This window comes from Nocardia sp. NPDC051756 (assembly GCF_040681495.1).
Classification (GTDB): Bacteria; Actinomycetota; Actinomycetes; order Mycobacteriales; family Mycobacteriaceae; genus Nocardia.
In genome coordinates this window covers 68,138-87,616 of record NZ_JBFAYV010000019.1, presented here as the reverse complement: position 1 = coordinate 87,616, position 19,479 = coordinate 68,138, and the positions used below count along the sequence as shown (strand labels likewise).

The window sequence follows — 19,479 nt, the reverse complement described above, 5'->3', positions numbered from 1 at the left end:
CAACGGGTATTTCCGCGATGTTTCGCCTGGCCGCTAAAAACCGGCGGAGAGATCACCCAGATCTACGAGGGCACCAACCAGATCCAGCGTCTGGTGATGTCCCGCGCTCTCCTGCGCTGACCGTAGGTTCGATAAAGGCGGTGCCGAGATTCGTTCTCGGCACCGCCTTTTCGTTGCCGGTCAGGGGATTTCGGCGAGCGCGGATACGACGACGCGGGTGACGGCTACTTGTCCTGCGGGGGTGAGGTGCACGCCGTCCGGTTCGAACAGGCCCGAGCGGGGGTGCGTGACCGCGAGGGTGTCGACGGTTGGTTCTGGCCGGTCGAGCAAAAACTGCGCCGTCTCCTCGTGATCCTTTGTGCGCCAGCTGATCTGCGCTTGCTGGAAGGGTGGGTAGGTGGCGATCAGCGTCTCGTCCACGTCGTGCGGGGTGATCCAGATCCAGTGTGCGCCACTCAATCGCACACCCTCGTCGTGCAGCAGGCTCAGGTTGCGCGCTGTCTCTTCGGCGCTGACTACGCGCGGTCCGTCGCTGCCGATGCGTTGCGCGTCGTTGGCGCCGAGTTGGCACAGCACCCAGTCCGGCCGCCGGAAGCTCAGTGCAGCAATACTTTTCAAGGTCAGCGTGGTCGTCGCCCCGGAGACGGCCAGGTTGGTAAGGGTGATTCCGTCGTCCGGTCGCCGCAGTTCGAGCAGGTGCCGCAGGATCTCGAACCAGGACAGCCGATCGGCGGTGCTGCTCTCGCCGAGTGCGACCACGTGGGCGCCGGGCGCGAAGGGCAGTCGATCGACCTGACCCGCGACCCACGCCTCGGTGAGCAGTCCGGCCGCTGCGGTGCGGGCTTGTTCGGCGAATTCCGCACGCAGCGAGTGGTATTCGTCGGCGGTGAGGCCGAACAGTGCCGCGATGTGTGCGTCGTCGATGCCGTTCAGGAACGGGAGCGACAGTTCGGGCCGCTGGAATCGGGCCAGCTTGGCGGCCATCTGGGTGGTCATGATGTTCCTTCCGGGGTGGGAGCTACGCGCGGGGGAGCAGGAAGCCCACGGCGATCAGCCAGGCCATCCCGGTGAAGCGGGCGATGGGCAGGAGGAAGGCGGCGGCGGTGACGGTCAGCGCCGCGGTGGTGCACAGCGCGATGAGCGCGATCACCAGCCCCGCGGTCAGCAGCCACGGCGCGAGCCGTCGTCGGGGCAGTGCGCTGAGCGCGATTCCCGCGATGAGCAGGCCGGTCGGCATCACATTGCCGGGTCCGCCACACAGGAACGCGAGGGTGTGCAGCGCGCGGGTCAGTGCCGGGTCGGTGGTCACGGCCGGCACGGTGAGCACCCAGCTGACCACGGCGGAGCAGATCAGAAACGCCGCGGCGAGCGTGCCGCCGATCGTCGTGAGCGCCGGTGCGAATCCGTCGGCGATCCGCCGCACCCGCGCCGTGACGCCCGCCACGTAGAGGATCAGCGGGATGGCGCTGGCGAATTGCAGCACCGCGCCGGTGCGGACGGCGCCGGGATGGTCGCGGAAGTAGGCGAGCGCGTCGTCGGCCGATCCGAACGGCGACGGAAACGGGCTTCCGCCCGCCAGGACCGTGCTGAGCACGAGCCCGGCGACGAACAGCCCGGCGGCAACGGCTGCGAGCATACCGAGCGGTGGTTCGAGGCTGTTCGCTGGTCGATCCAGGGTAGTTGGTGCAGAAAGCGCCATGACAATCCGTTCTTGACTGTGAATCGTTCTCATCTATGAACGATTATCCGATGGGTACGATAGCCGCGTGGCCGAATCGGAGCAAGAGGTTGTCGAGCAGGCGCGCCCGATGCGCGCGGTGGCCTTCGGCCTTGCCCAGCTGGGCGCGCATGCGACGCAACGTTTTTCCGAACGCATCGCCGAAATCGGGCTCACTCCACCGGAAGTCGGCATCCTGCGGATGATCGCCGCCGACCCAGGCCGCAGTCAGCGCTCACTCGCCGCGGCACTCGGCGTCGTCCCTAGCCGGGTGGTCGCGCTGATCGATCCCCTGGACAACAAGGGGCTCATCGAACGTCGGCGCAGCGCCACCGACCGCCGCAACCACGAACTGCACCTCACCCCGGCGGCGGGCAAGCTGCTGGCCCGCCTGGCCACCGTGGCGGTAGCGCACGAAACGGAACTCACCGCGGCGCTGTCGGACGCCGAGTATCGGCAATTCGCCGACCTACTCGATCGGCTCGTCGCCGCCCGGGAGTTGGCGCCGGGCGTTCATCCTGGTTATCGCGACTCGGAATAGCCGCCGATGTTTGCCATGTTGTGCCCTCGGTCAGAGTCGAACTGACACTGGACGGGTTTTGAATCCGTTGCCTCTGCCATTGGGCTACGAGGGCGTGAAAGGTCACCGCACGGGTGACCCGGGTACTAACCGACGAGGTCGGCGTATTCGCGGTGCTCGGTGATGTACTTCTCGACGTACCAGCACGTCGGAATGACCGAGTACCCGTTGTCACGGGAGTCCTTCAGCGCGTATTCGACCACCTGGGCGGCAACACCGCGGCCGCGGAATTCGGGAAAGGTCATCGTGTGATGGAAATCGCGGACCTTCGGATCGTCGCGCTGGGCGTAGTCGGCATAGCCGGCGAGGGTGTCGTCGAGATAGATCTCGAAACGAGTGTCGTCGACGTTGTGCTCGAGCCTGGTGGTCATGATCTGGTGAAACTCCTTCGCGACCGGGAATGTTCCGTGGACTAGAGAATTGCGCCGGGATTCAGGATGCCGTTCGGGTCGAGTGCGTCTTTGATCCGGTGGGTCAGGGCCATGACGTCGGCGCCGAGCTGATCGGGCAGCCAGGCCTTTTTCAGCCGCCCGACGCCGTGCTCGCCGGTGATGGTGCCGCCGAGCGCGATCGCCAGGTCCATGATCTCGCCGAACGCCCGGTGCGCGCGCTCGGTCATGGCCGCGTCGTCCGGGTCGTGCACGATCAGCGGGTGCGTATTGCCGTCGCCGGCGTGCGCGATCACCGAAACCATCACGTCGTTGCGCTCGGCGATCTCGGCGACGCCGCGCACCAGGTCGCCCAGCCGCGGCAGCGGAACCCCGACATCCTCGAGCAATAACGTGCCCAGCTTTTCCACCGCCGGAATCGCGAAACGTCGTGCCGCCGTGAAGGCTTCCCCCTCTTCGGGATCCTCGGTATGGAAAACCTCTGCCGCGCCTGCCTTTTCGCATGCGGCAACCATGATTTCGGCTTCCCGCCTGGCGAATTCGCCCGGCGCGTCCGAACGGGCGACCAGCAATGCCGCGGCACCGCGATCCAACCCCATGCGCAACTCGTCCTCGACCGCGTTGATCGACACCGAATCCATGAATTCCAGCATGGAGGGCCGCAATTCACCGGTGATGGCGAGAATCGCGTCAACCGCGGCGCTCAGCGACGCGAAGGTCGCGACGACCGTGCTCTGCGGGGGTTGCGCGGGCAGCAGGCGCAGCGTCAGCTCGGTGATGATGCCGAGCGTGCCCTCGCTGCCGACGAACAGCTTGGTCAGCGACAGCCCGGCCGAGTCCTTGAGCCGCGGCCCGCCGAGCCGCAGCGCCGTTCCGTCGGCCAGCACGACTTCCATGCCGAGCACGTAATCGGTTGTCACGCCGTACTTCACGCAGCACAGCCCGCCCGCGTTGGTGGCCGCGTTCCCGCCGATCGAGCAGATCTCGAACGACGAAGGGTCCGGCGGATACCAGAGCCCGTGCTCGGCGACCGCACGCTTGACCTCGGCGTTCAGCAGTCCGGGTTGGACCACCGCGGTCCGGGTGACCGGGTCGATCGCGATCGCCCGCATCCGCTCGGTACTCAGCACGAGACCGCCGTCCACTGCGGTTGCGCCGCCGGACAGCCCGGAACCCGCGCCGCGCGGCACGACCGGAATCCGCCGCTCGTGCGCCCAGCGAAGGGTCGCGGCGACATCATCGGTGCTGGTCGCGCGCACCACGGCCAGCGGTGTTCCGGCGTCGGGATCACGCGCCCAGTCCTGCCGGTAGCTCGCGAGCAGGTCGGGGTCGGTGACTACGGCACCGTCGGGCAGTCCGTCGATCAGGTCATGCAGGTCCACAACCCCACGCTAGCCCGCCCAGGCGACGGGACCACGTAAGCCACCGAATGTGATGTCACCCGCCACAGTGGTGCTCTGGCCGGTTCGCGATAAGAATGCCGAGGAAGGGCTTGCTGTTCGGGGCATCGAGTTCTCCCGGCACCGCAGGCGGGGCGCCGGATTTTCGTGTGACGCGAGCTGCTGTGCAGATCCATGCAGCGCCGCAACGCAACTCGGAGGGATGTTTCGAATGCAGGACGAATCGCACGGTCGCCGCGAACTGGTCGCCGCGATGTTCGCCAGCGAGTTCGTCGAGGACGGCATCGACCCGGCGGTGCTGCGTCGTATCCACGCCGGCGACCACGCCGAATGGCTGACCGCCCTGGACCGCTCCGGCATCTTCGGCAAGGAAACCCTCGCCGACCTCACCGCGCAGTGGCGCGACCACCCGCGTGAACTGCTGGACACGCTGCTCACCGAGGCCGACGACGTGACCAAGCGCCGCTGCCTGATCGCCTGGGCCGGACTCGACCGCGGCGCGACCGGAAACTCGGCGGCCCAGATCAGCTGAACACCCAGTTCGCCGAGTGATCACCTGGCAGACACCTGCCGCTGGCAGGCTGGCTGCGTGCACGAGCTGGCGAGAACCACCGACACGGTCGCGGACCGGTTCACCCGATGGTGCGAGGCCGTGGTGGCGTGGCTGCCGTGGGGGCTGAATCGGCTTGTCGCCCCGACCTTCCTCGGTTTCGCGCTGATCAACAGCTTCACCTTCGCGGTCGATCTGGTGCTGCTGACCGTTTTCCACGGCTGGTGGGGCCTGCCGGTGTGGCTGTCGATCACCATCGCCTACATCTGCGCGTTCGGCCTCAGCTTCGTGCTCAACCGCACGTTCAATTTCCATTCGCACGCGCCGGTCGGCAAGCAGGCCGCCGTGTACGGCGTGGTCGTCGCGATCAACTACGTCGCGTTCATCCTCGGCGTCGGCAGCGGCCTGACCGCGCTCGGTCTCGAATACCACCTGGCCAGGCTGCTGGCGGGCGGGTGCGAGGCGGTCTACATGTACAGCGCGATGCGCTGGGTCGTGTTCCGCCGCGAGCCCAACGCCGAACTTGCACCTCACGCGACGTGAGGTCCTAGCGTCCTGTTGCCGTCCGGCCGCAGCGGCGCGGGGCACCGGTTTGTATTCGACCGACGACGTGCAGCGGCTCTATCGGATCGGCCTGCTGCGCAATCTCGGCCTGCGCCTGGACGAGGGGGCGGCGGCGCTCGACGATCCCGCCTGGGATCTGGCCGGAGTGATGATCCTACGAGCCCACCGACCAGTTCTACGGCTATCGCGACTACAGTGCGCGCGACCTGGAGCAGCGGCTGTGGTCGTTCATGACTCCGCTCGACTGAGCAGCGCCGCGGTCCGGTCACCGTCGACGATGATCGCGTCGTCGTCGGTGAGTGCCCAGTGCGCGACGCCTGCCGCGCGATAGGACTCGGCGAGCGCGCCGCATTCGCCGGTCGGGTCGGTGGGGGAGTCCACGTGCGGCACGATCGCGCGATCGACCAAACCCAGTCCGTCCCACTGCGGTTCGATCCCGCAGGTCGGGAAGACCTCGGCGGGATCATCCACCGTCTCGATCCCGTGCAGATCCGGAGTCAGCACGCAGGCGCCGGCGCTGTAGCCCGCGTACACTAGCGTGTCGGCGGCGAGCAGCTTGGGCAGCACGAGATCGGCTCCGCTGCGGGCGAATTGGGCGCGCAGCACGAAGGTGTTGCCGCCGCGCACCCACAGCATCGGGAACTCGGCCAGCGTCCGCTCCAATTCCGCCGGGTTGCCGACGAAGTCGCGCAGGTCGACGGTCTCGGGCGCGTAGCCCAGCTTGCGCAGCGGCACCAGATCGCTGGTGACCGCCCCGGCCCAAGCCTCCGGCCAGGCGTCACAGGCATTGGGAATCAACGCAACCCGCCCCGGCTCACCTACCATCGCCGCGAGCCGGTCGTAGTGCGCCCCGAATCGGTAGCTGGACAGGAAGAGTCGCACCGGAACTCAGATCGTGAAGGCCAGGTTGCGGACCAGCCGCTGCCCGAGTTCCTCGTCCCCGCTGATGCTGATCTCGTCCAGGTGTTCGTCGGCGGTCGTGCGCCCGCCGCCGAGGCGAACGAAAAGCTCGGCGGGCAGCTGGATTTCGACGTCGGCCGGCTCGTCGAACGAGTCCACGTAGCCTGCCCGCCCGGCCACCTGGATATGCAACGTCCTGGCCAGCGATCCGGTCAAGGCGAACGTGATCCGCGAACCGTCCGGCGCCCCACCCTTTTTCACCACCACGCGCGGCACGCTGCCGAGGAACTCGGCGAACGCCAACTCCCCGCGCGGCCCGCCCTCCTCGACCCGAACACCGAGCGCGTCCGCGAGATCGAGCTCGTGCATCCAGCAGTCGAACAACCGCACCCGCATGAACCGGCCGTAACTGACCTGCCCGATCGGCGACTGGGTCAGCGCCTGCCATTCCTCATCGCCCATGGCGGCCAAGGCTTTCCGCCTGCGCTCGACGATCTCGCGGAACACCTCCAGCAGCTGTGCGCCCGGCATCGGCCGCAGCCGGTCCACCCAGATCTCGTTGAACACCGCGGTCTCGTTGCGCACGTGCGGCAGCGTGCTCACGTCGGTCTTCGCCGTGATCGGGTCGTGCGGCGGCGGACGCTCGCCGAGCAGCCAGGATTCGGTGCCGACGACATGCGCGACCACGTCGAACACGGTCCAGCCCGGCAGCGAAGTCGATGCGCGCCACCGGTTTTCGTCGAGGTCGGCGACCAGCGCGGCGATCGCGTCCCACTGTTCGGACAGGTGCGCGGACAGCTCGGTCCGGTCCAGTGTCGGGTCGGTCATCCCTGCGCTCCTTCGTCCGGGGCATCCATGCCCAGTTTTCCACCGTGGCCCGGCTTTTCGTCGCGTTCCAGCGCCGCGATTCCGCCCTGGATGGCGGCCGCGGTGGACTGCGTGTCGTACGGGCGGCGCAGCACGAACCCGGTGGCGAAGCGGAACTTGTCGCCGTGCTTGCGCGGGATCACGTGCAGGTGCACATGCGGGACCGTCTGAAAGGCGGCCGTACCGTCGTTGAGCAGCAGGTTCGCGCCGTCGGCGGCGAGCGTGCTGCGACGCACGGCGAGGGCGAGCCGGTGCCCGGCGCGGAACACGTACGCGCCCAATTCGGCGTCGAGATCCTCGAGCTCGGTGGCGTGCTGTTTCGGCACCACGAGCATGTGGCCGCGGGCGATGGGCCGGATATCCAGGAAGGCGCAGAGGATGTCGTCCTCGTACACCTTCGTTGCCGGGGCCTCGCCGGCCACGATGCGGCAGAAGACGCAGTCGTTCACACCGCAGGACCTTACGGCGTACGAGCGGTGCGGAACACCCCCGCCCGCGAATCGCCCATGACGCACGTCACTCTTCGGGCTCGCGTCCACGCCCTGACCTGGTGTCCAACCTACGGGTAAGTAAGGGACCCGCGAGTGCGCTCTTGTTCCGGTCCCGCGGAGCGACAACCATCAGTACCGGCGCTCATCCGAACAGCTGAAAGCGCGGGAGGTGACCACATTGTCCGCAGCCAACTGGAGAATCCGGCAAACCGGCGGAATCAGGCATGATCTTGTGACGGGCGTCTCAGCGTTCCGCACAAAGCGCCAGGTACAGTTGCGAGGATTTGGGCGACCTTACTCTCAAGTAACATCGTCCGGTCGTCCCATCTGATGCCTGAAGCTCAGCACGAGAAGGAACTGACATAGTGGAGACAACGCAGAGCGTAGGCGACGAGTCGCCACGCGGCGCGCGTGTCGGAGTCGTTCGCGAGTCCAACGCGGGCGAACGACGTGTCGCATTGGTGCCGAAGATCATTCCGACCCTGTTGAAGCAGGGCGTGCAGGTGGTGATCGAGTCCGGCGCCGGGCTCGGCGCGCTCATTCCCGACAGCGCCTACGAAGCGGCCGGCGCCACGATCGGCGATCCGTGGTCGGCCGAGGTGGTCGTCAAGGTCGCCCCGCCCAGCGACGCCGAGGTGGCGAAGCTGGCCGACGGGCAGACCCTGATCGGCTTCCTGGCCCCGCGCAACGCGGACAACCAGATCGGCAAGCTGAAAGCCGCCGGGGTGCAGGCCTTCGCGGTCGAGGCGATCCCGCGCATCTCGCGCGCGCAGGTGATGGACGCGCTGTCCTCGCAGGCCAACGTCGCCGGATATAAGGCCGTGCTGCTGGCCGCGTCCGAATCGACCCGCTTCTTCCCGATGCTCACCACCGCCGCGGGCACGGTGAAGCCCGCGACCGTGCTGGTGCTCGGTGTCGGCGTCGCCGGACTCCAGGCGCTGGCCACGGCCAAGCGCCTCGGCGGCCGCACCACCGGTTACGACGTGCGTCCCGAGGTTGCCGATCAGGTGCGCTCGGTCGGCGCGCAGTGGCTCGATCTCGGCATCGACGCCGCCGGCGAGGGCGGTTACGCCCGCGAGCTCACCGACGAGGAAAAGGCAAAGCAGCAACAGGCTTTGGAAGACGCGATCAAGGGTTTCGACGTGGTGATCACCACCGCGCTGGTGCCGGGTCGCCCCGCGCCGCGCCTGGTGACCGCCGCCGCGGTCGAGGGCATGAAGCCCGGCAGCGTGATCGTCGACCTGGCCGGGGAGACCGGCGGCAACTGCGAACTCACCGAACCCGGCGAGGTCGTGGTCAAGCACGAGGTCACCATCGCCTCGCCGCTGAACCTGCCGGCCACCATGCCCGAGCACGCCAGCGAGCTGTACTCGAAGAACATCTCGGCGCTGCTGGAACTGATGCTGGTCGACGGAAAGCTCGCACCGGACTTCAGTGACCAGGTGCTCGCCGATTCCTGCGTGACCCGTGAGGTGGAAGCCTGATGTACACCGAACTGCTCGCGAACATCGCGATCCTGGTCTTGTCCGGGTTCGTCGGGTTCGCCGTCATCTCCAAGGTGCCCAACACCCTGCACACCCCACTGATGTCCGGTACCAACGCCATTCACGGCATCGTCGTACTCGGCGCGCTGGTCACCCTGGGCAACGTGCAGGATCCGTCGATCCTGACCCAGATCATCCTGTTCGTCGCCGTCGTGTTCGGAACCCTCAACGTCATCGGTGGTTTCGTGGTGACCGACCGCATGCTCGGCATGTTCAAGGGCAAAAAAGCGGCCCCGGCCAAGGCGGAGAAGTGATGCATACCTTCGACAATGTGACCTACCTGGTCAACGGCCTCTACATCATCGCCTTCGGCATGTTCATCTACGGTCTGATGGGCCTGACCGGCCCGAAGACCGCGGTGCGCGGCAACCTGATCGCGGCGGTCGGCATGTTCATCGCCGTGGTCGCGACGCTGATCTCGGTGCGCCACACCAGCAACTGGATCCTGATCATCGCCGGCCTGGTGGTCGGCATCGCCCTGGGCGTGCCGCCGGCCAAGTTCACCAAGATGACCGCCATGCCCCAGCTGGTCGCCGCGTTCAACGGCGTCGGCGGCGGCACGGTCGCGCTCATCGCGTGGTCGGAATTCATCAACAGCCAAGGCTTTTCGCACTTCGACGAGGAGCCCACGGTGCACATCGTGGTCGGCTCGCTGTTCGCCGCGATCATCGGCTCGATCTCGTTCTGGGGCTCGCTGATCGCGTTCGGCAAGTTGCAGGAGATCCTGCCCGGGCGTCCGCTCGGACTGGGCAAGTTGCAGCAGCCGCTGAACCTGCTGCTGCTGATCGGCGCGGTCGCCGCGGCCGTGGTGATCGGCATCGGCGCCACCAATGACGGTGTGTCCCAACTGTGGATGATCGCGGTGCTCGTGCTGGCCGGTGTGCTCGGCCTCGCGGTGGTGCTGCCGATCGGCGGCGCGGACATGCCCGTGGTCATCTCGCTGCTCAACGCGCTGACCGGATTGTCGGCCGCCGCAGCGGGTCTGGCGCTGAACAACACCGCGATGATCGTGGCGGGCATGATCGTCGGCGCGTCCGGCACCATCCTGACCAACCTGATGGCCAAGGCGATGAACCGGTCCATCCCGGCCATCGTCGCGGGCGGATTCGGCGGCGGCGGAACGGCTCCCGGCGCGAGCGGCGACGGCGAGGCCAAGCAGGCCAAGGCCACCTCCGCGGCGGACGCGGCGATCCAGATGGCCTACGCCAACCAGGTCATCGTGGTCCCCGGTTACGGCATGGCCGTGGCCCAGGCCCAGCACGCGGTCAAGGAGATGGCGGCCCTGCTCGAGGCCAAGGGCGTCGAGGTCAAGTACGCCATCCACCCGGTCGCCGGTCGCATGCCCGGTCACATGAACGTGCTGCTGGCCGAGGCCGAGGTCTCCTATGACGCGCTCAAGGAGATGGACGACATCAACGGCGAGTTCTCCCGCACCGATGTCGCCCTGGTCATCGGCGCGAACGACGTCACCAACCCAGCCGCTCGCGAGGACGCCAGCAGCCCGATCTACGGCATGCCGGTGCTCAACGTCGACCAGGCCAAGAGCGTCATCGTGCTCAAGCGCTCGATGAACTCCGGCTTCGCCGGCATCGACAACCCGCTGTTCTACGCCGATCACACCTCCATGCTGTTCGGCGACGCGAAGAAGTCCGTCGGCGCGGTCACCGAGGAACTGAAGGCGCTGTAAGGCAGCCGGATTCACGCGAACGACCCTCCGCCGATCAGGGCGGGGGGTCGTTTTTCGATCGTGAGATAGTTTCATCCGGACCTAATCGCCTCAGGGGGAAACAGCTATGTCGCAGGGCTTTCCGCCGCCCGCCGAAACCGGTGACGGCGCAACGGGTCTCGAGGTCGCGGTCCCGGCGCGCCGTAGACCGTGGCGCGCGCGGTGGATCGTCAAGCTCGCCGTGCTCGTCGTCGGCGTGGTGGTGTGCCTGATCGTCGGTGTCGTCGTCAACATGAAATCGGCGCCCGGCGAAGCGAGGATCACCGCCGGGAGCTGCGCGAAGGTGTGGGGCACGACCAACGCCGCCGAGCTCGCGCAGGCCGCGTGCACCGACCCGGAGGCCAACTATCGGGTGGCGCTGCGGGTGGACAACGACGTCGACGCCTGCCCGAGCGCCGATTACGCCTACTACAAGATGGCCGGGCCGGACGGTTACCGGTTGTGCCTGACGCTCAACGCGGCCGAAGGCGACTGCTTCGAGGACCTGCCCGGGTTCGTCAGCCGGAAGACGCCCTGCGCGCCCCGCAGCTACCGGGTGAGCAAGATCGTTCCCGGCGCCCTGGACCGCCTGCTGTGCGGGCGCGATACCAGAGCCCAATGGGGCCTGGTCTATTCGACGCCGGAGCCGACCACGATCTGCCTGCGCGAGGTCGGAAGATGATCGTCCGCGATTTAATTTGCTGGACACGGCCGGTCGGCAACCCTGATCATGCTCCAGGTGTCCGCACGTAATGAGCCTCTTCGGTTGATCGACCCGAGCGAGCCCTCGGCCGATCCGGCCGAGCGGCTCCCGTGGGCGGTCACCGTCGATTCCGCCTACACCACCCGGGACACGATCGACGCGCTCGCGGTGTCCCCGTTCCTGCGCGGCGATCAACCCTGCGCGCACATCGCGCGCTTCGAGCGGATCAACCCGGAGGCGCTGCTGCGCCCGGAGCACGGGCAGGTGGTTCGTTCGGTGCGCGAGGACGACAGCCTCGCGACCCTGGTGGTCGGCCCAGGCTGGTCGCTGCGCGCGATGAAGTGGTCGGGCGGGTCGGCGATGGTCGAGGTCACCGCCGAGACCGACGAACTCGCCGCCGCGATTCTCGCCGAGTCGACCAAGGGCGCGGCCGCGCAGCCGGAGGTCGGCGAGACCATCGAGATGGGCTTCTGGCACATGGGCGGCCACGGGCCGCAGCGCCGGGGCCACGCCATCTCGGCGCCGGAGTGGCCGGCCATTCGCGGCAACTATCCCGGCGACGTCGCGACCGCGCTGGATCGGCTGATGGCGTTGACCGCGGCCGACGTGCGCGGCCGGCTGGTGCTGCTGCACGGACCACCCGGCACCGGAAAGACCACCGCGTTGCGCGCGCTCGCCCGGACCTGGGCGCCGTGGTGCCAATTCGACTGCGTGCTCGACCCCGAGGTGATGTTCGGCAAGCCCGGCTACCTGATGGACGTGGCGGCCGGGGTCGACGGCGACGACGAGACCAGCAAGCGCTGGCGCATGCTGGTGCTGGAGGACTGCGACGAGCTGATCCGCGGCGAGGCGAAGGAGACCGCGGGCCAGGGCCTTTCGCGGCTGCTCAACCTGACCGACGGCATGCTCGGCCAGGGCCGGGACGTGCTGGTCGCGATCACCACGAACGAGGACCTGTCCCGGCTGCACCCCGCGGTCACCCGGCCGGGTCGCTGCCTGGCCCAGCTCGAGGTCGGCCGGCTCTCGCCCGCCGAGTCCGCGGCCTGGCTCGCCCGGGAACGGCGTCCCGACACCCCGGCCGACGCCGCCTGCCCGGACGGCGCGACGCTGGCCGAGCTGGTGGCGCTGCGCGACGGCGACGGCAAGATCCGTTCGGTGCGCGAAGATCCCCTCAATTCCGGCCTCTACCTGTGACGTAGTCGGCAATCGGCGGGCACCCGCAATGCCGATCGATCGGCTAGATTCTGTGGGTTCGTCCGCCGCCCCGCGGTGGAGCTGCGTGAACCCTGGGGAGGGGAATCCATGACCACACCACCACCGAACTATCCGTATCCGGGGCAACCCGGGGGACCGGGTTACGGGCCGCCGCCGGGTTATCCGCAGGTGCCGGGTCCGCAGGGTTATCCGCCGCAGCAGCCGGGATACGGCCATCCCAATAACGGACCCGGCTATCCGAACAACGGTTTTCCGCCGCCCGGTGGCTTTCCGCCGGGTGGTTTTCCGCCCGGCCAGCCCGGTTTTCCGCCCGGCAATTTTCCGCCCGCCCCGCCGTCCCGGTCCGGCGGCAAAGGCAAATTCGTCTTCATCGCGATCGCCGTCCTCGTCGCGATCGGCCTGCTGGTCGGCGCCGCCGTGCTGATGCGGCCGGACGGCGACAAGGTCGCGGTCGGTGAGTGCGCGAAGCTGTCCGGCACCACGTTCAAGGCCGAGTTCGCCACCAAGGAATGCTCCGATCCCGAGGCCAATTATGTGGTCGCGCAACGGATCGACGGCGCGAACAAGGACTGCGCGACCAAGGACTACGCCAGCTACTACCAGACCGGCAGCAACGAATACACGCTCTGCCTGCGCCTCAACGTGAAGGAAGGCGACTGCGTGCACAGCAGTCCGCTCGGCGCCAGCACCAAGGTCCCGTGCACCTCGACCGCGGACTACAAGATCGGCCGGGTCGTCACCGGCTCGGCGGACAAGTCCGCGTGCGGCGCCAAGTACGGCGCGGACAGCACCATCATCTACCCGAAGCCGGACCCGATCACGCTGTGCCTGCTGCCGCCGAAGTAGCGGCGGGTCAACCGGATTCGGTGCGGGCCGGGGCGACGACTCCGGCATAGCGGCAGCACACCAGCACCGCGAGCAGCGGCACGGCGAACGCGGTGGTCAGGGGGACCACCGCGGTCAGCCAGCCGATCACGGCCGGGCCGGCGAGCAGGCCGAGGTAGCCGACGCTGAACACCCGCGACATGTCGGTCGCGGCCTTGCCGGAGCCGAGATTGCCTGCGGCGGTGAAGATCTGCGGGACGCTGCCGGACAGGCCGAGGCCGGTCAACGCCCAGCCGAGCAAGGTCAGCGGGATCCACGGGGAGGCCAGGATCAGGGTCAGGCCGAGCGCGGAGATGAGCATGCCGTAGCGGACGACGGCGACCCGGCCGAACGCGCCGCTCACCCGGTCCGTGGCGAGCCGGCCCGCGGTCATCGCGACCGAGAACGCGCCGAAAGCCAGTGCGGCGGTGGCCGCGTCGGCGTCGAGGTGCTCGCGCATCTGCAAGGTGCTCCAGTCGCCGGCGACGCCCTCGGTGAGCAGGACGGCGAAGGCGATCATGGCCAGAGCGAATACTTTTCGGCGGTGTTCGCGCGCGTCTGTCGCGACCGAGAGGCGGTCCTCGGGCTCAGTCCCGTCCGCGGCCGATGGCTTCGGATCGGTGTCGCGCAGCAGCCGCGGCAGGGCGGCGAAGGTCAGCGCCACGCAGCCGATTGCCGCGACGGTCAACGTGATTCGGATGTCCAACCCGGCGCGCAGGGTGGCGGCGCCGAGCAGCGACCCGAGCAGTCCGCCACCGGAGAACAGCGCGTGAAAGGCCGCCATGATCGGGCGGCCGTACGCCCGTTCCACGTGCACCGCTTGGGTATTCATCGACACGTCCAGCGCGCCGTTGCCGAAACCGAAGCAGGCCAAAGCGATCGCCAAGGTGACCGGTCCGGTCGCGAGACCGGGCCCGACCACCGCCACCGACGCGATGATCGCGGCGGCGGCGACCAGGGTCCGGCTGCCGAACCGATCGGCGAGCGGGCCGGCGATGCGCATGCCGACGATGCCCGCGCCGGCCATCAGCAGGATGAACATCCCCAGCGTCGACTTCGCGACGCTGGTCCGATCGGTGATCGGCGGAATGTGCACGACCCACATGGCCAGCAGGAACCCGTTCAGGCCGAACACCGTGAACACGGCGGCCCTGGCGACGCGCGTCGGTCGATCGGCAGTCGGAGTCAGCATCATTTCGACGGTACCGATGATCGTTCGATCTTTGCCCCACCCCCTCGATGTCGGCCAGACCAGCACAACCTCGCGGCATCCGGGGCGGGACATCATCGGCCCGCCGGTCCGGAAGCCGGATCGCGCCGTTGCGATCCGGCTCCACGGGTCGTCTGCACAGCCTGTACTCGGTCCAACGCCGCACTAGCCCTGGATGTTCCAGATTCCGGTCGATGCCGTGTCACGGACGTATTCGGTGAAATCCCTTGGCTCCCGGCCCAACGCGCGGCGCACGCCGTCGGCGGTCTTCGCGTTGCGGCCGTCCAAGATCGTGCCGAACAGGTAGTCGAGCAGGCTGACCACGTCGGCGGGCACCTGGTAGTCGGTCAGTGCCGCAACGAATTCCGTGCGCGAGACCGGGATGAAGGCGATATCGCGCCCGGTCGCCGCGGCGATCTCCGCGACCGCCTCGGCGAAGGTCAGCGCGCGCGGCCCGGTCAGCTCGTAGACCGCACCCTGATGCCCATCCGTGGTGAGCGCGAGCACGGCGACCTCGGCGATGTCGTCGGTGTGCACGAACGGTTCCGGCACGTCACCGTTGGGCAGCGCGACCTCCCCGGCCAGGATGTAGTCGGTGAACGCGCCCTCGCTGAAGTTCTGCGCGAAGAAGCTGCACCGCACGATGGTCCAGTCGAGGCCGGATTCCTGCACCATCTCCTCGCACTCCACCGCCTCCGGTTCGCCGCGACCGGAGAGCAGCACCAGCTTGCGCACCCCACTCTGCCTCGCCGCGGCGGCGAACGCGCGCAGGGTCTCGGGGGCGCCGGGCACCGCGAGGTCGGGCTGGAACGCGACGTACGCGGCCGTTACGCCGGCGAGCGCGGCGGACCAGGTGTCGCGGTCTGCCCAGCTGAACGGGATCTCCGCCGAGCGCGACCCGATCCGGATCGACTGCCCCGCCTGCGCGAGCCGGGCGGCGACGCGGCTGCCGGTCTTACCGGTCCCGCCGGTGACGAGGATGAGGTCGGTTGGGTTGCTGTTTGTCATGGCTCGATTACATCGGCGGCGGGCGAGACGAGACATAGTTCAGCGGCTCGTGACCATGTGTATTCGTCTACTGTGGGTGGCGTGGATGCGCTCGCCAGTCTGCTCGAAGGTCCACGTGCCCGCGGCGCGTTCCTGATGTGTTCGTTGCTGAAGCCGCCGTGGTCGCTGCACATTCAGGACGAGGCGCCGCTCACCGTGGTGTCGATGGTGCGCGGTGGCGCCTGGATCATGCTGGGCAAGAACTCCCCACGCCAGCTGTGCGAAGGCGACGTCGCGATCTTCCGCGGGCCCGACCATTACACGGTCGCCGACGACCCGGCCACCGAGCCGCAGATCTTCATCCATCCCGGCAACGTGACGAAGACGCTGGACGGTGAAGTCCTTTGCGAGACAATGAGTCTCGGCGTGCGGCAGTGGGGGACCGACGCCGACGGCGCGACCATGATGGTCACCGGCACCTACGAGTCGGCCGGTGCGGCCAGTCAGCGCCTGCTGCGCGCCCTGCCGCCGGTCATCGTGCTGCAACGCGGCGACTTCGACACCCGGCTGCTCGACATCCTGGTCGACGAGGCGATCAAGGACGAGCCCGCTCAGGGCGCCGTGCTCGACCGCCTGCTGGACATGGTGCTGATCGCCGCCCTGCGCGCCTGGTTCGCCCGCAACGACGCCCCCGCCTGGTACCACGCCTACAGCGACCCGCTGGTCGGCAAGGCGCTGCGGCTGCTGCAACACAATCCGGCGCACGGCTGGACCGTGGCCGGCCTGGCCGAGGCGGTCGGGGTGTCCCGGGCCGCGCTCGCCCGCCGGTTCACCGACCTGGTCGGCGAGCCGCCGATGTCCTTCCTCACCGAGTGGCGGCTCGCGCTGGCCGCCGACCTGCTCGCCGAATCCGACGCCACCATCGAATCCATTGCCCGCCAGGTCGGTTACGGCAGCGCCTTCGCCCTGAGCACCGCATTCAAACGCCACTTCGGCGTCAGCCCGCGCGACCACCGGCAGGGCGCCACCCCCGCTGAGCTATCGTCGGCCGGGTGACGCAGCAGTATCCGGTCCTCTGGCCGATGCCGACCCGCTGGGCGGACAACGACCACTACGGGCACGTGAACAACGTGACGTACTACTCGTACTTCGACACCGCGGTGAACGCGTGGCTGATGCACGCCACCGGCACCGACATCCGCGACCTGCCCGCGCTCGGCGTGGTCGCGCAGACGTCGTGCCAGTACGTCGGCTCGCTCAGCTTCCCGGACCAGCTCCAGGTCGGCCTGCGCGTCTCCCGCCTCGGCCGTTCCAGCATCACCTACGACCTGGCCATCTTCCGCGACGCCGACGGCGAACTGGAGCTGGCCGCCACCGGCGTGTTCGTGCACGTCTATGTAGACGCGGAAACCCGTAAGCCCGTAGAGATCCCGGCTGTGATCCGCTCCGCCGCCACCACCCTCGTCACCGACTGAGCCGGTGCGGCAACGGGTTTGCTGCTAGCTTCGATACGGCGGCCTGGGAGTGGCCGCCGAGAAAGCTTGCTTCACGTGGTGGGGGAATGTTGATCAGTCGGTTGTTCGCTGTGTTGTTGTCGGTTGTCGCGGTAGTGGGAAGTGCTGGTATCGCTGGTGCTTCGCCGTTGGGCGTGCCGGTGTTGCCGCGCCCTGGCGGCCAATCTCCGGTCGGCACAACGGTTCTGCATCTCGTCGATGGCGCGCGGCCGGATCCGTTCGAGCCCGAGCGGTCGCGTGAGTTGATGGTGTCGGTGTTCTACCCGGCCACCGAGATCGACAAGTACCCGCTGTCGCACTACGCGTCCACCGAGCTGATTCCCGCGCTGGAGCAGCGTTTCGGCGTCGAGTTGCCCGGTCTGCTCACCAATTCCCACAGCGGCGCACCCGCGCTCGCGGGGTCGGCGTATCCGGTACTTCTCTTCACGCCGGGCGCGGGAGTCTCGCGGGTGATCAGCACCGGCCTGGCCGAGGATCTCGCCAGCCGCGGATATGTGGTGGTGACCATCGACCACACCTATGAAGCGCCGGTGGTGGAGTTTCCAGGCGGCCGGCTGGTCCGAGCGGCGCCGATGCCCGCCTTCGACAAGGAAACTCGGCACCGATTCGCGGATGCCAGATTGCTCGACATCACACTCGTCCTGAACTCGCTCGCCGTGCTCGCGCAGGGCGGAAATCCGGACGCGGAACAGCGCAGCCTGCCCTCCGGTCTGGACCGAGCCCTCGACCTGGACCGCATCGGCATGATCGGCCATTCCCTCGGCGGATTCACCGCGGTCGAGTCCATGCACGAGGACCGCCGCATCGACGCCGCGATCGACCTCGACGGTCAGATCGGCATCGACGAGGACTTCGGCCGCGCCGCCACCGAAGGCGTCGACCGCCCCGTCCTCGTGCTGAAGAGCCAGCAGATCGCCGAGGTCCGCGACGCCGAACCGTCGTTGAACGCGTTCTGGCAGCACGGCACCGGCTGGAAGCGCGAACTGACCATCCAGGGCTCGGCCCACTACGACTTCACCGACTTCCCCATCCTGGTCCCCGACCCCGCCCGCCCAGCCACCAAGCAATACATCGGCCCCATCCCCGCCGCCCGCGCCACCACCCTCGTCCGCACCTACACAGCCGCCCTCTTCGACAAGTTCCTCCGCGCCAACCCCGACACCCTCCTCGACCACCCACCCACCGCCCCCGAGGTCACCCAGGACCGCTAACCGCGAGCCGCATACCTCCTGATTTCCCGCATACCGAATCGCATGCGATTCGGTATGCGGTAAATCAAGGGTTATGCGGCTGGCTTGGCAGTGACCGCAATTCCGGGCGGGTGGGGGTGGGGACGGGAGCGGGGGTGATGGTGGTGTGCGGGGTGGGGCGGGGGTGGTCGATCGCGTGTTGCCAGCGGCGAATCGCTGAGTCGCCGTCGAGGTCCGGCCAGGTCCAGCGGACTACCCGCAGGCCTGCATCGCGAATCGCATCTTCGCGAAGTTTCTCGGCGAAGACCGCGTCACCGGCTTCTTGCCCGGGCTTCAGCAATCGGCCGTACTTGATCCGGCCGTCGAATTCGCCGACCACGCCTGCCTTTTGGTCGTAGAAATCAACGCGTCCGAGAAATTCTCCGGCTGACGACCAGACATCTCCTTGCTGGTACGGTACGCGTAAGCCATGGCGATGGAACATCACTCGGCTCCGTGATTCACCAACGCTCTCGCTGCGGTTGTCGAGAAAGCAGACGGTGCGCCGCGCTTGTGATATTCCGTTGCGCCGGTGGGCAAGTTCGAGCTCGACCGCCAGTTCTTCCATCGTGACGCCGAGCTTCCGGATTGCGGCATCACCTGCTACGACGGCTTGCTCGAACGGCAGCATACGGGCCAGGTCGACGATGGTCCGTGCTGGTGATGTGACCCACCACCCGTCGACCTCCACCACTCCGTCGGCTATCGGTGCGCAGTGCACCCGCAACGAACTGCGCACCCGTCCCCCGTACCGTCGATCGCGCGTCACGTGTACGCAATCCAATGCCGTTGCCCACAATGGCAACTCGTATAAAACGGCAGCGGATTGATGACTCACGACCGTTTCCGGTGTCATCGCGGACAACGTCGATTCGAGCAGCAGCCGGTGCCGTCCGATGCTGTCCCGGCCGTTGAAATCGGCCTCTTCGACATAGCAGCCGTGGCCGAGGCGACGCCAGCCCTGTCTGCGATAGAGCTGGCGAATATCGTGGTCGGTATAGCCCTGTGCCAACACGCTCCGACGGCGTTGCATCTCCTCCATGTGAAGAT

The 19,479-nt window shown here is 67.8% G+C and carries 23 protein-coding genes and 1 tRNA gene; 13 read left to right on the top strand and 11 right to left on the bottom strand.

Annotation, left to right across the window (positions count from 1 at the left end):
- The coding region (locus tag AB0M22_RS44110; RefSeq protein WP_364739551.1) for a hypothetical protein at positions 1-120 on the top strand (120 nt) is incomplete at its 5' end.
- Positions 121-180: 60 nt separating this feature from the next.
- On the opposite strand, the gene AB0M22_RS44105 is transcribed toward AB0M22_RS44110, so the two are convergent.
- Together AB0M22_RS44105 and AB0M22_RS44100 are read right to left on the bottom strand one after the other, a co-directional pair.
- Positions 181-996 carry an SGNH/GDSL hydrolase family protein gene (locus tag AB0M22_RS44105; RefSeq protein ID WP_364739536.1) on the bottom strand — a complete coding sequence of 272 codons (816 nt, stop codon included), beginning with the start codon at positions 994-996 and terminating at the stop codon, positions 181-183.
- Between the two features lie 22 nt (positions 997-1,018).
- The gene (locus AB0M22_RS44100; RefSeq protein WP_364739535.1) at positions 1,019-1,636 is read right to left on the bottom strand and encodes a hypothetical protein; all 618 of its coding nucleotides are present in this window, start codon (positions 1,634-1,636) and stop codon (positions 1,019-1,021) included.
- A gap of 130 nt (positions 1,637-1,766) precedes the next feature.
- Between AB0M22_RS44100 and AB0M22_RS44095 the strand changes: the two genes are divergently transcribed.
- Positions 1,767-2,258: a MarR family winged helix-turn-helix transcriptional regulator gene (locus tag AB0M22_RS44095; RefSeq protein ID WP_364739533.1), complete on the top strand. Its 492-nt coding sequence runs from the start codon at positions 1,767-1,769 to the stop codon at positions 2,256-2,258.
- Between the two features lie 21 nt (positions 2,259-2,279).
- Here the strand turns inward: AB0M22_RS44095 and AB0M22_RS44090 are convergent.
- The 3 genes from AB0M22_RS44090 to AB0M22_RS44080 form a co-directional block, all read right to left on the bottom strand.
- Positions 2,280-2,352 (bottom strand) — tRNA-Leu (locus AB0M22_RS44090).
- 31 nt (positions 2,353-2,383) lie between these two features.
- Entirely contained in the window at positions 2,384-2,668 is a 285-nt protein-coding gene (locus tag AB0M22_RS44085; RefSeq protein WP_364739531.1) for a GNAT family N-acetyltransferase, read from the bottom strand.
- Positions 2,669-2,709: 41 nt separating this feature from the next.
- The gene (locus AB0M22_RS44080; RefSeq protein ID WP_364739529.1) at positions 2,710-4,068 is read right to left on the bottom strand and encodes an FAD-linked oxidase C-terminal domain-containing protein; all 1,359 of its coding nucleotides are present in this window, start codon (positions 4,066-4,068) and stop codon (positions 2,710-2,712) included.
- A 229-nt stretch (positions 4,069-4,297) separates the two neighbouring features.
- Between AB0M22_RS44080 and AB0M22_RS44075 the strand changes: the two genes are divergently transcribed.
- Positions 4,298-4,618 carry a hypothetical protein gene (locus AB0M22_RS44075; protein ID WP_364739527.1) on the top strand — a complete coding sequence of 107 codons (321 nt, stop codon included), beginning with the start codon at positions 4,298-4,300 and terminating at the stop codon, positions 4,616-4,618.
- A gap of 57 nt (positions 4,619-4,675) precedes the next feature.
- The gene (locus AB0M22_RS44070) at positions 4,676-5,179 is read left to right on the top strand and encodes a GtrA family protein (protein ID WP_364739525.1); all 504 of its coding nucleotides are present in this window, start codon (positions 4,676-4,678) and stop codon (positions 5,177-5,179) included.
- A gap of 249 nt (positions 5,180-5,428) precedes the next feature.
- On the opposite strand, the gene AB0M22_RS44065 is transcribed toward AB0M22_RS44070, so the two are convergent.
- Genes AB0M22_RS44065 through AB0M22_RS44055 form a run of 3 tightly spaced genes read right to left on the bottom strand, consistent with a single transcriptional unit; the run spans position 5,429 to position 7,416 of the window.
- Positions 5,429-6,082 carry a Type 1 glutamine amidotransferase-like domain-containing protein gene (locus AB0M22_RS44065; RefSeq protein WP_364739523.1) on the bottom strand — a complete coding sequence of 218 codons (654 nt, stop codon included), beginning with the start codon at positions 6,080-6,082 and terminating at the stop codon, positions 5,429-5,431.
- A 6-nt stretch (positions 6,083-6,088) separates the two neighbouring features.
- Positions 6,089-6,928, bottom strand: coding sequence for a maleylpyruvate isomerase family mycothiol-dependent enzyme (locus AB0M22_RS44060; RefSeq protein WP_364739521.1), 840 nt, complete (start codon positions 6,926-6,928; stop codon positions 6,089-6,091).
- Positions 6,925-7,416: an HIT family protein gene (locus AB0M22_RS44055; protein ID WP_364739519.1), complete on the bottom strand. Its 492-nt coding sequence runs from the start codon at positions 7,414-7,416 to the stop codon at positions 6,925-6,927. Before AB0M22_RS44055 ends, AB0M22_RS44060 begins: the two co-directional genes overlap by 4 nt.
- Before the next feature lie 407 nt (positions 7,417-7,823).
- Between AB0M22_RS44055 and AB0M22_RS44050 the strand changes: the two genes are divergently transcribed.
- From AB0M22_RS44050 to AB0M22_RS44025, 6 genes are all read left to right on the top strand, one after another.
- Entirely contained in the window at positions 7,824-8,942 is a 1,119-nt protein-coding gene (locus AB0M22_RS44050; RefSeq protein WP_364739517.1) for a Re/Si-specific NAD(P)(+) transhydrogenase subunit alpha, read from the top strand.
- Positions 8,942-9,256 carry an NAD(P) transhydrogenase subunit alpha gene (locus AB0M22_RS44045; RefSeq protein ID WP_364739515.1) on the top strand — a complete coding sequence of 105 codons (315 nt, stop codon included), beginning with the start codon at positions 8,942-8,944 and terminating at the stop codon, positions 9,254-9,256. Before AB0M22_RS44050 ends, AB0M22_RS44045 begins: the two co-directional genes overlap by 1 nt.
- A 17-nt stretch (positions 9,257-9,273) precedes the next feature.
- Positions 9,274-10,689, top strand: coding sequence for an NAD(P)(+) transhydrogenase (Re/Si-specific) subunit beta (locus AB0M22_RS44040; protein WP_364739550.1), 1,416 nt, complete (start codon positions 9,274-9,276; stop codon positions 10,687-10,689).
- 106 nt (positions 10,690-10,795) lie between these two features.
- Positions 10,796-11,389: a hypothetical protein gene (locus AB0M22_RS44035; protein WP_364739513.1), complete on the top strand. Its 594-nt coding sequence runs from the start codon at positions 10,796-10,798 to the stop codon at positions 11,387-11,389.
- A gap of 84 nt (positions 11,390-11,473) precedes the next feature.
- Positions 11,474-12,604, top strand: a complete 1,131-nt coding sequence (locus tag AB0M22_RS44030; protein WP_364739511.1) for a DUF5925 domain-containing protein — start codon at positions 11,474-11,476, stop codon at positions 12,602-12,604.
- 108 nt (positions 12,605-12,712) lie between these two features.
- Complete coding sequence (locus tag AB0M22_RS44025) at positions 12,713-13,471, top strand: hypothetical protein (RefSeq protein ID WP_364739510.1); 759 nt, start codon at positions 12,713-12,715, stop codon at positions 13,469-13,471.
- Positions 13,472-13,478: 7 nt separating this feature from the next.
- On the opposite strand, the gene AB0M22_RS44020 is transcribed toward AB0M22_RS44025, so the two are convergent.
- Positions 13,479-14,681 (bottom strand): MFS transporter, encoded by a 1,203-nt coding sequence (locus tag AB0M22_RS44020; protein WP_364739508.1) that lies wholly within the window; start codon positions 14,679-14,681, stop codon positions 13,479-13,481.
- Positions 14,682-14,864: 183 nt separating this feature from the next.
- Entirely contained in the window at positions 14,865-15,707 is an 843-nt protein-coding gene (locus tag AB0M22_RS44015) for an NAD(P)H-binding protein (protein WP_364739506.1), read from the bottom strand.
- Positions 15,708-15,788: 81 nt separating this feature from the next.
- On the opposite strand from AB0M22_RS44015, the gene AB0M22_RS44010 reads away from it, so the two are divergent.
- The 3 genes from AB0M22_RS44010 to AB0M22_RS44000 all read left to right on the top strand — a co-directional run bounded on the left by AB0M22_RS44010 (position 15,789) and on the right by AB0M22_RS44000 (position 18,411).
- Positions 15,789-16,742, top strand: coding sequence for an AraC family transcriptional regulator (locus AB0M22_RS44010; RefSeq protein ID WP_364739504.1), 954 nt, complete (start codon positions 15,789-15,791; stop codon positions 16,740-16,742).
- 26 nt (positions 16,743-16,768) lie between these two features.
- On the top strand, positions 16,769-17,161 hold the full coding sequence (locus tag AB0M22_RS44005; protein ID WP_364739548.1) for a thioesterase family protein: 393 nt from the start codon (positions 16,769-16,771) through the stop codon (positions 17,159-17,161).
- A gap of 86 nt (positions 17,162-17,247) precedes the next feature.
- A complete protein-coding gene (locus AB0M22_RS44000; protein WP_364739502.1) occupies positions 17,248-18,411 on the top strand; it encodes a hypothetical protein in 1,164 nt (387 codons plus the stop codon).
- 64 nt (positions 18,412-18,475) lie between these two features.
- Here the strand turns inward: AB0M22_RS44000 and AB0M22_RS43995 are convergent, their stop codons facing one another.
- Complete coding sequence (locus AB0M22_RS43995) at positions 18,476-19,471, bottom strand: hypothetical protein (protein WP_364739500.1); 996 nt, start codon at positions 19,469-19,471, stop codon at positions 18,476-18,478.
- Positions 19,472-19,479 lie beyond the last annotated feature (8 nt).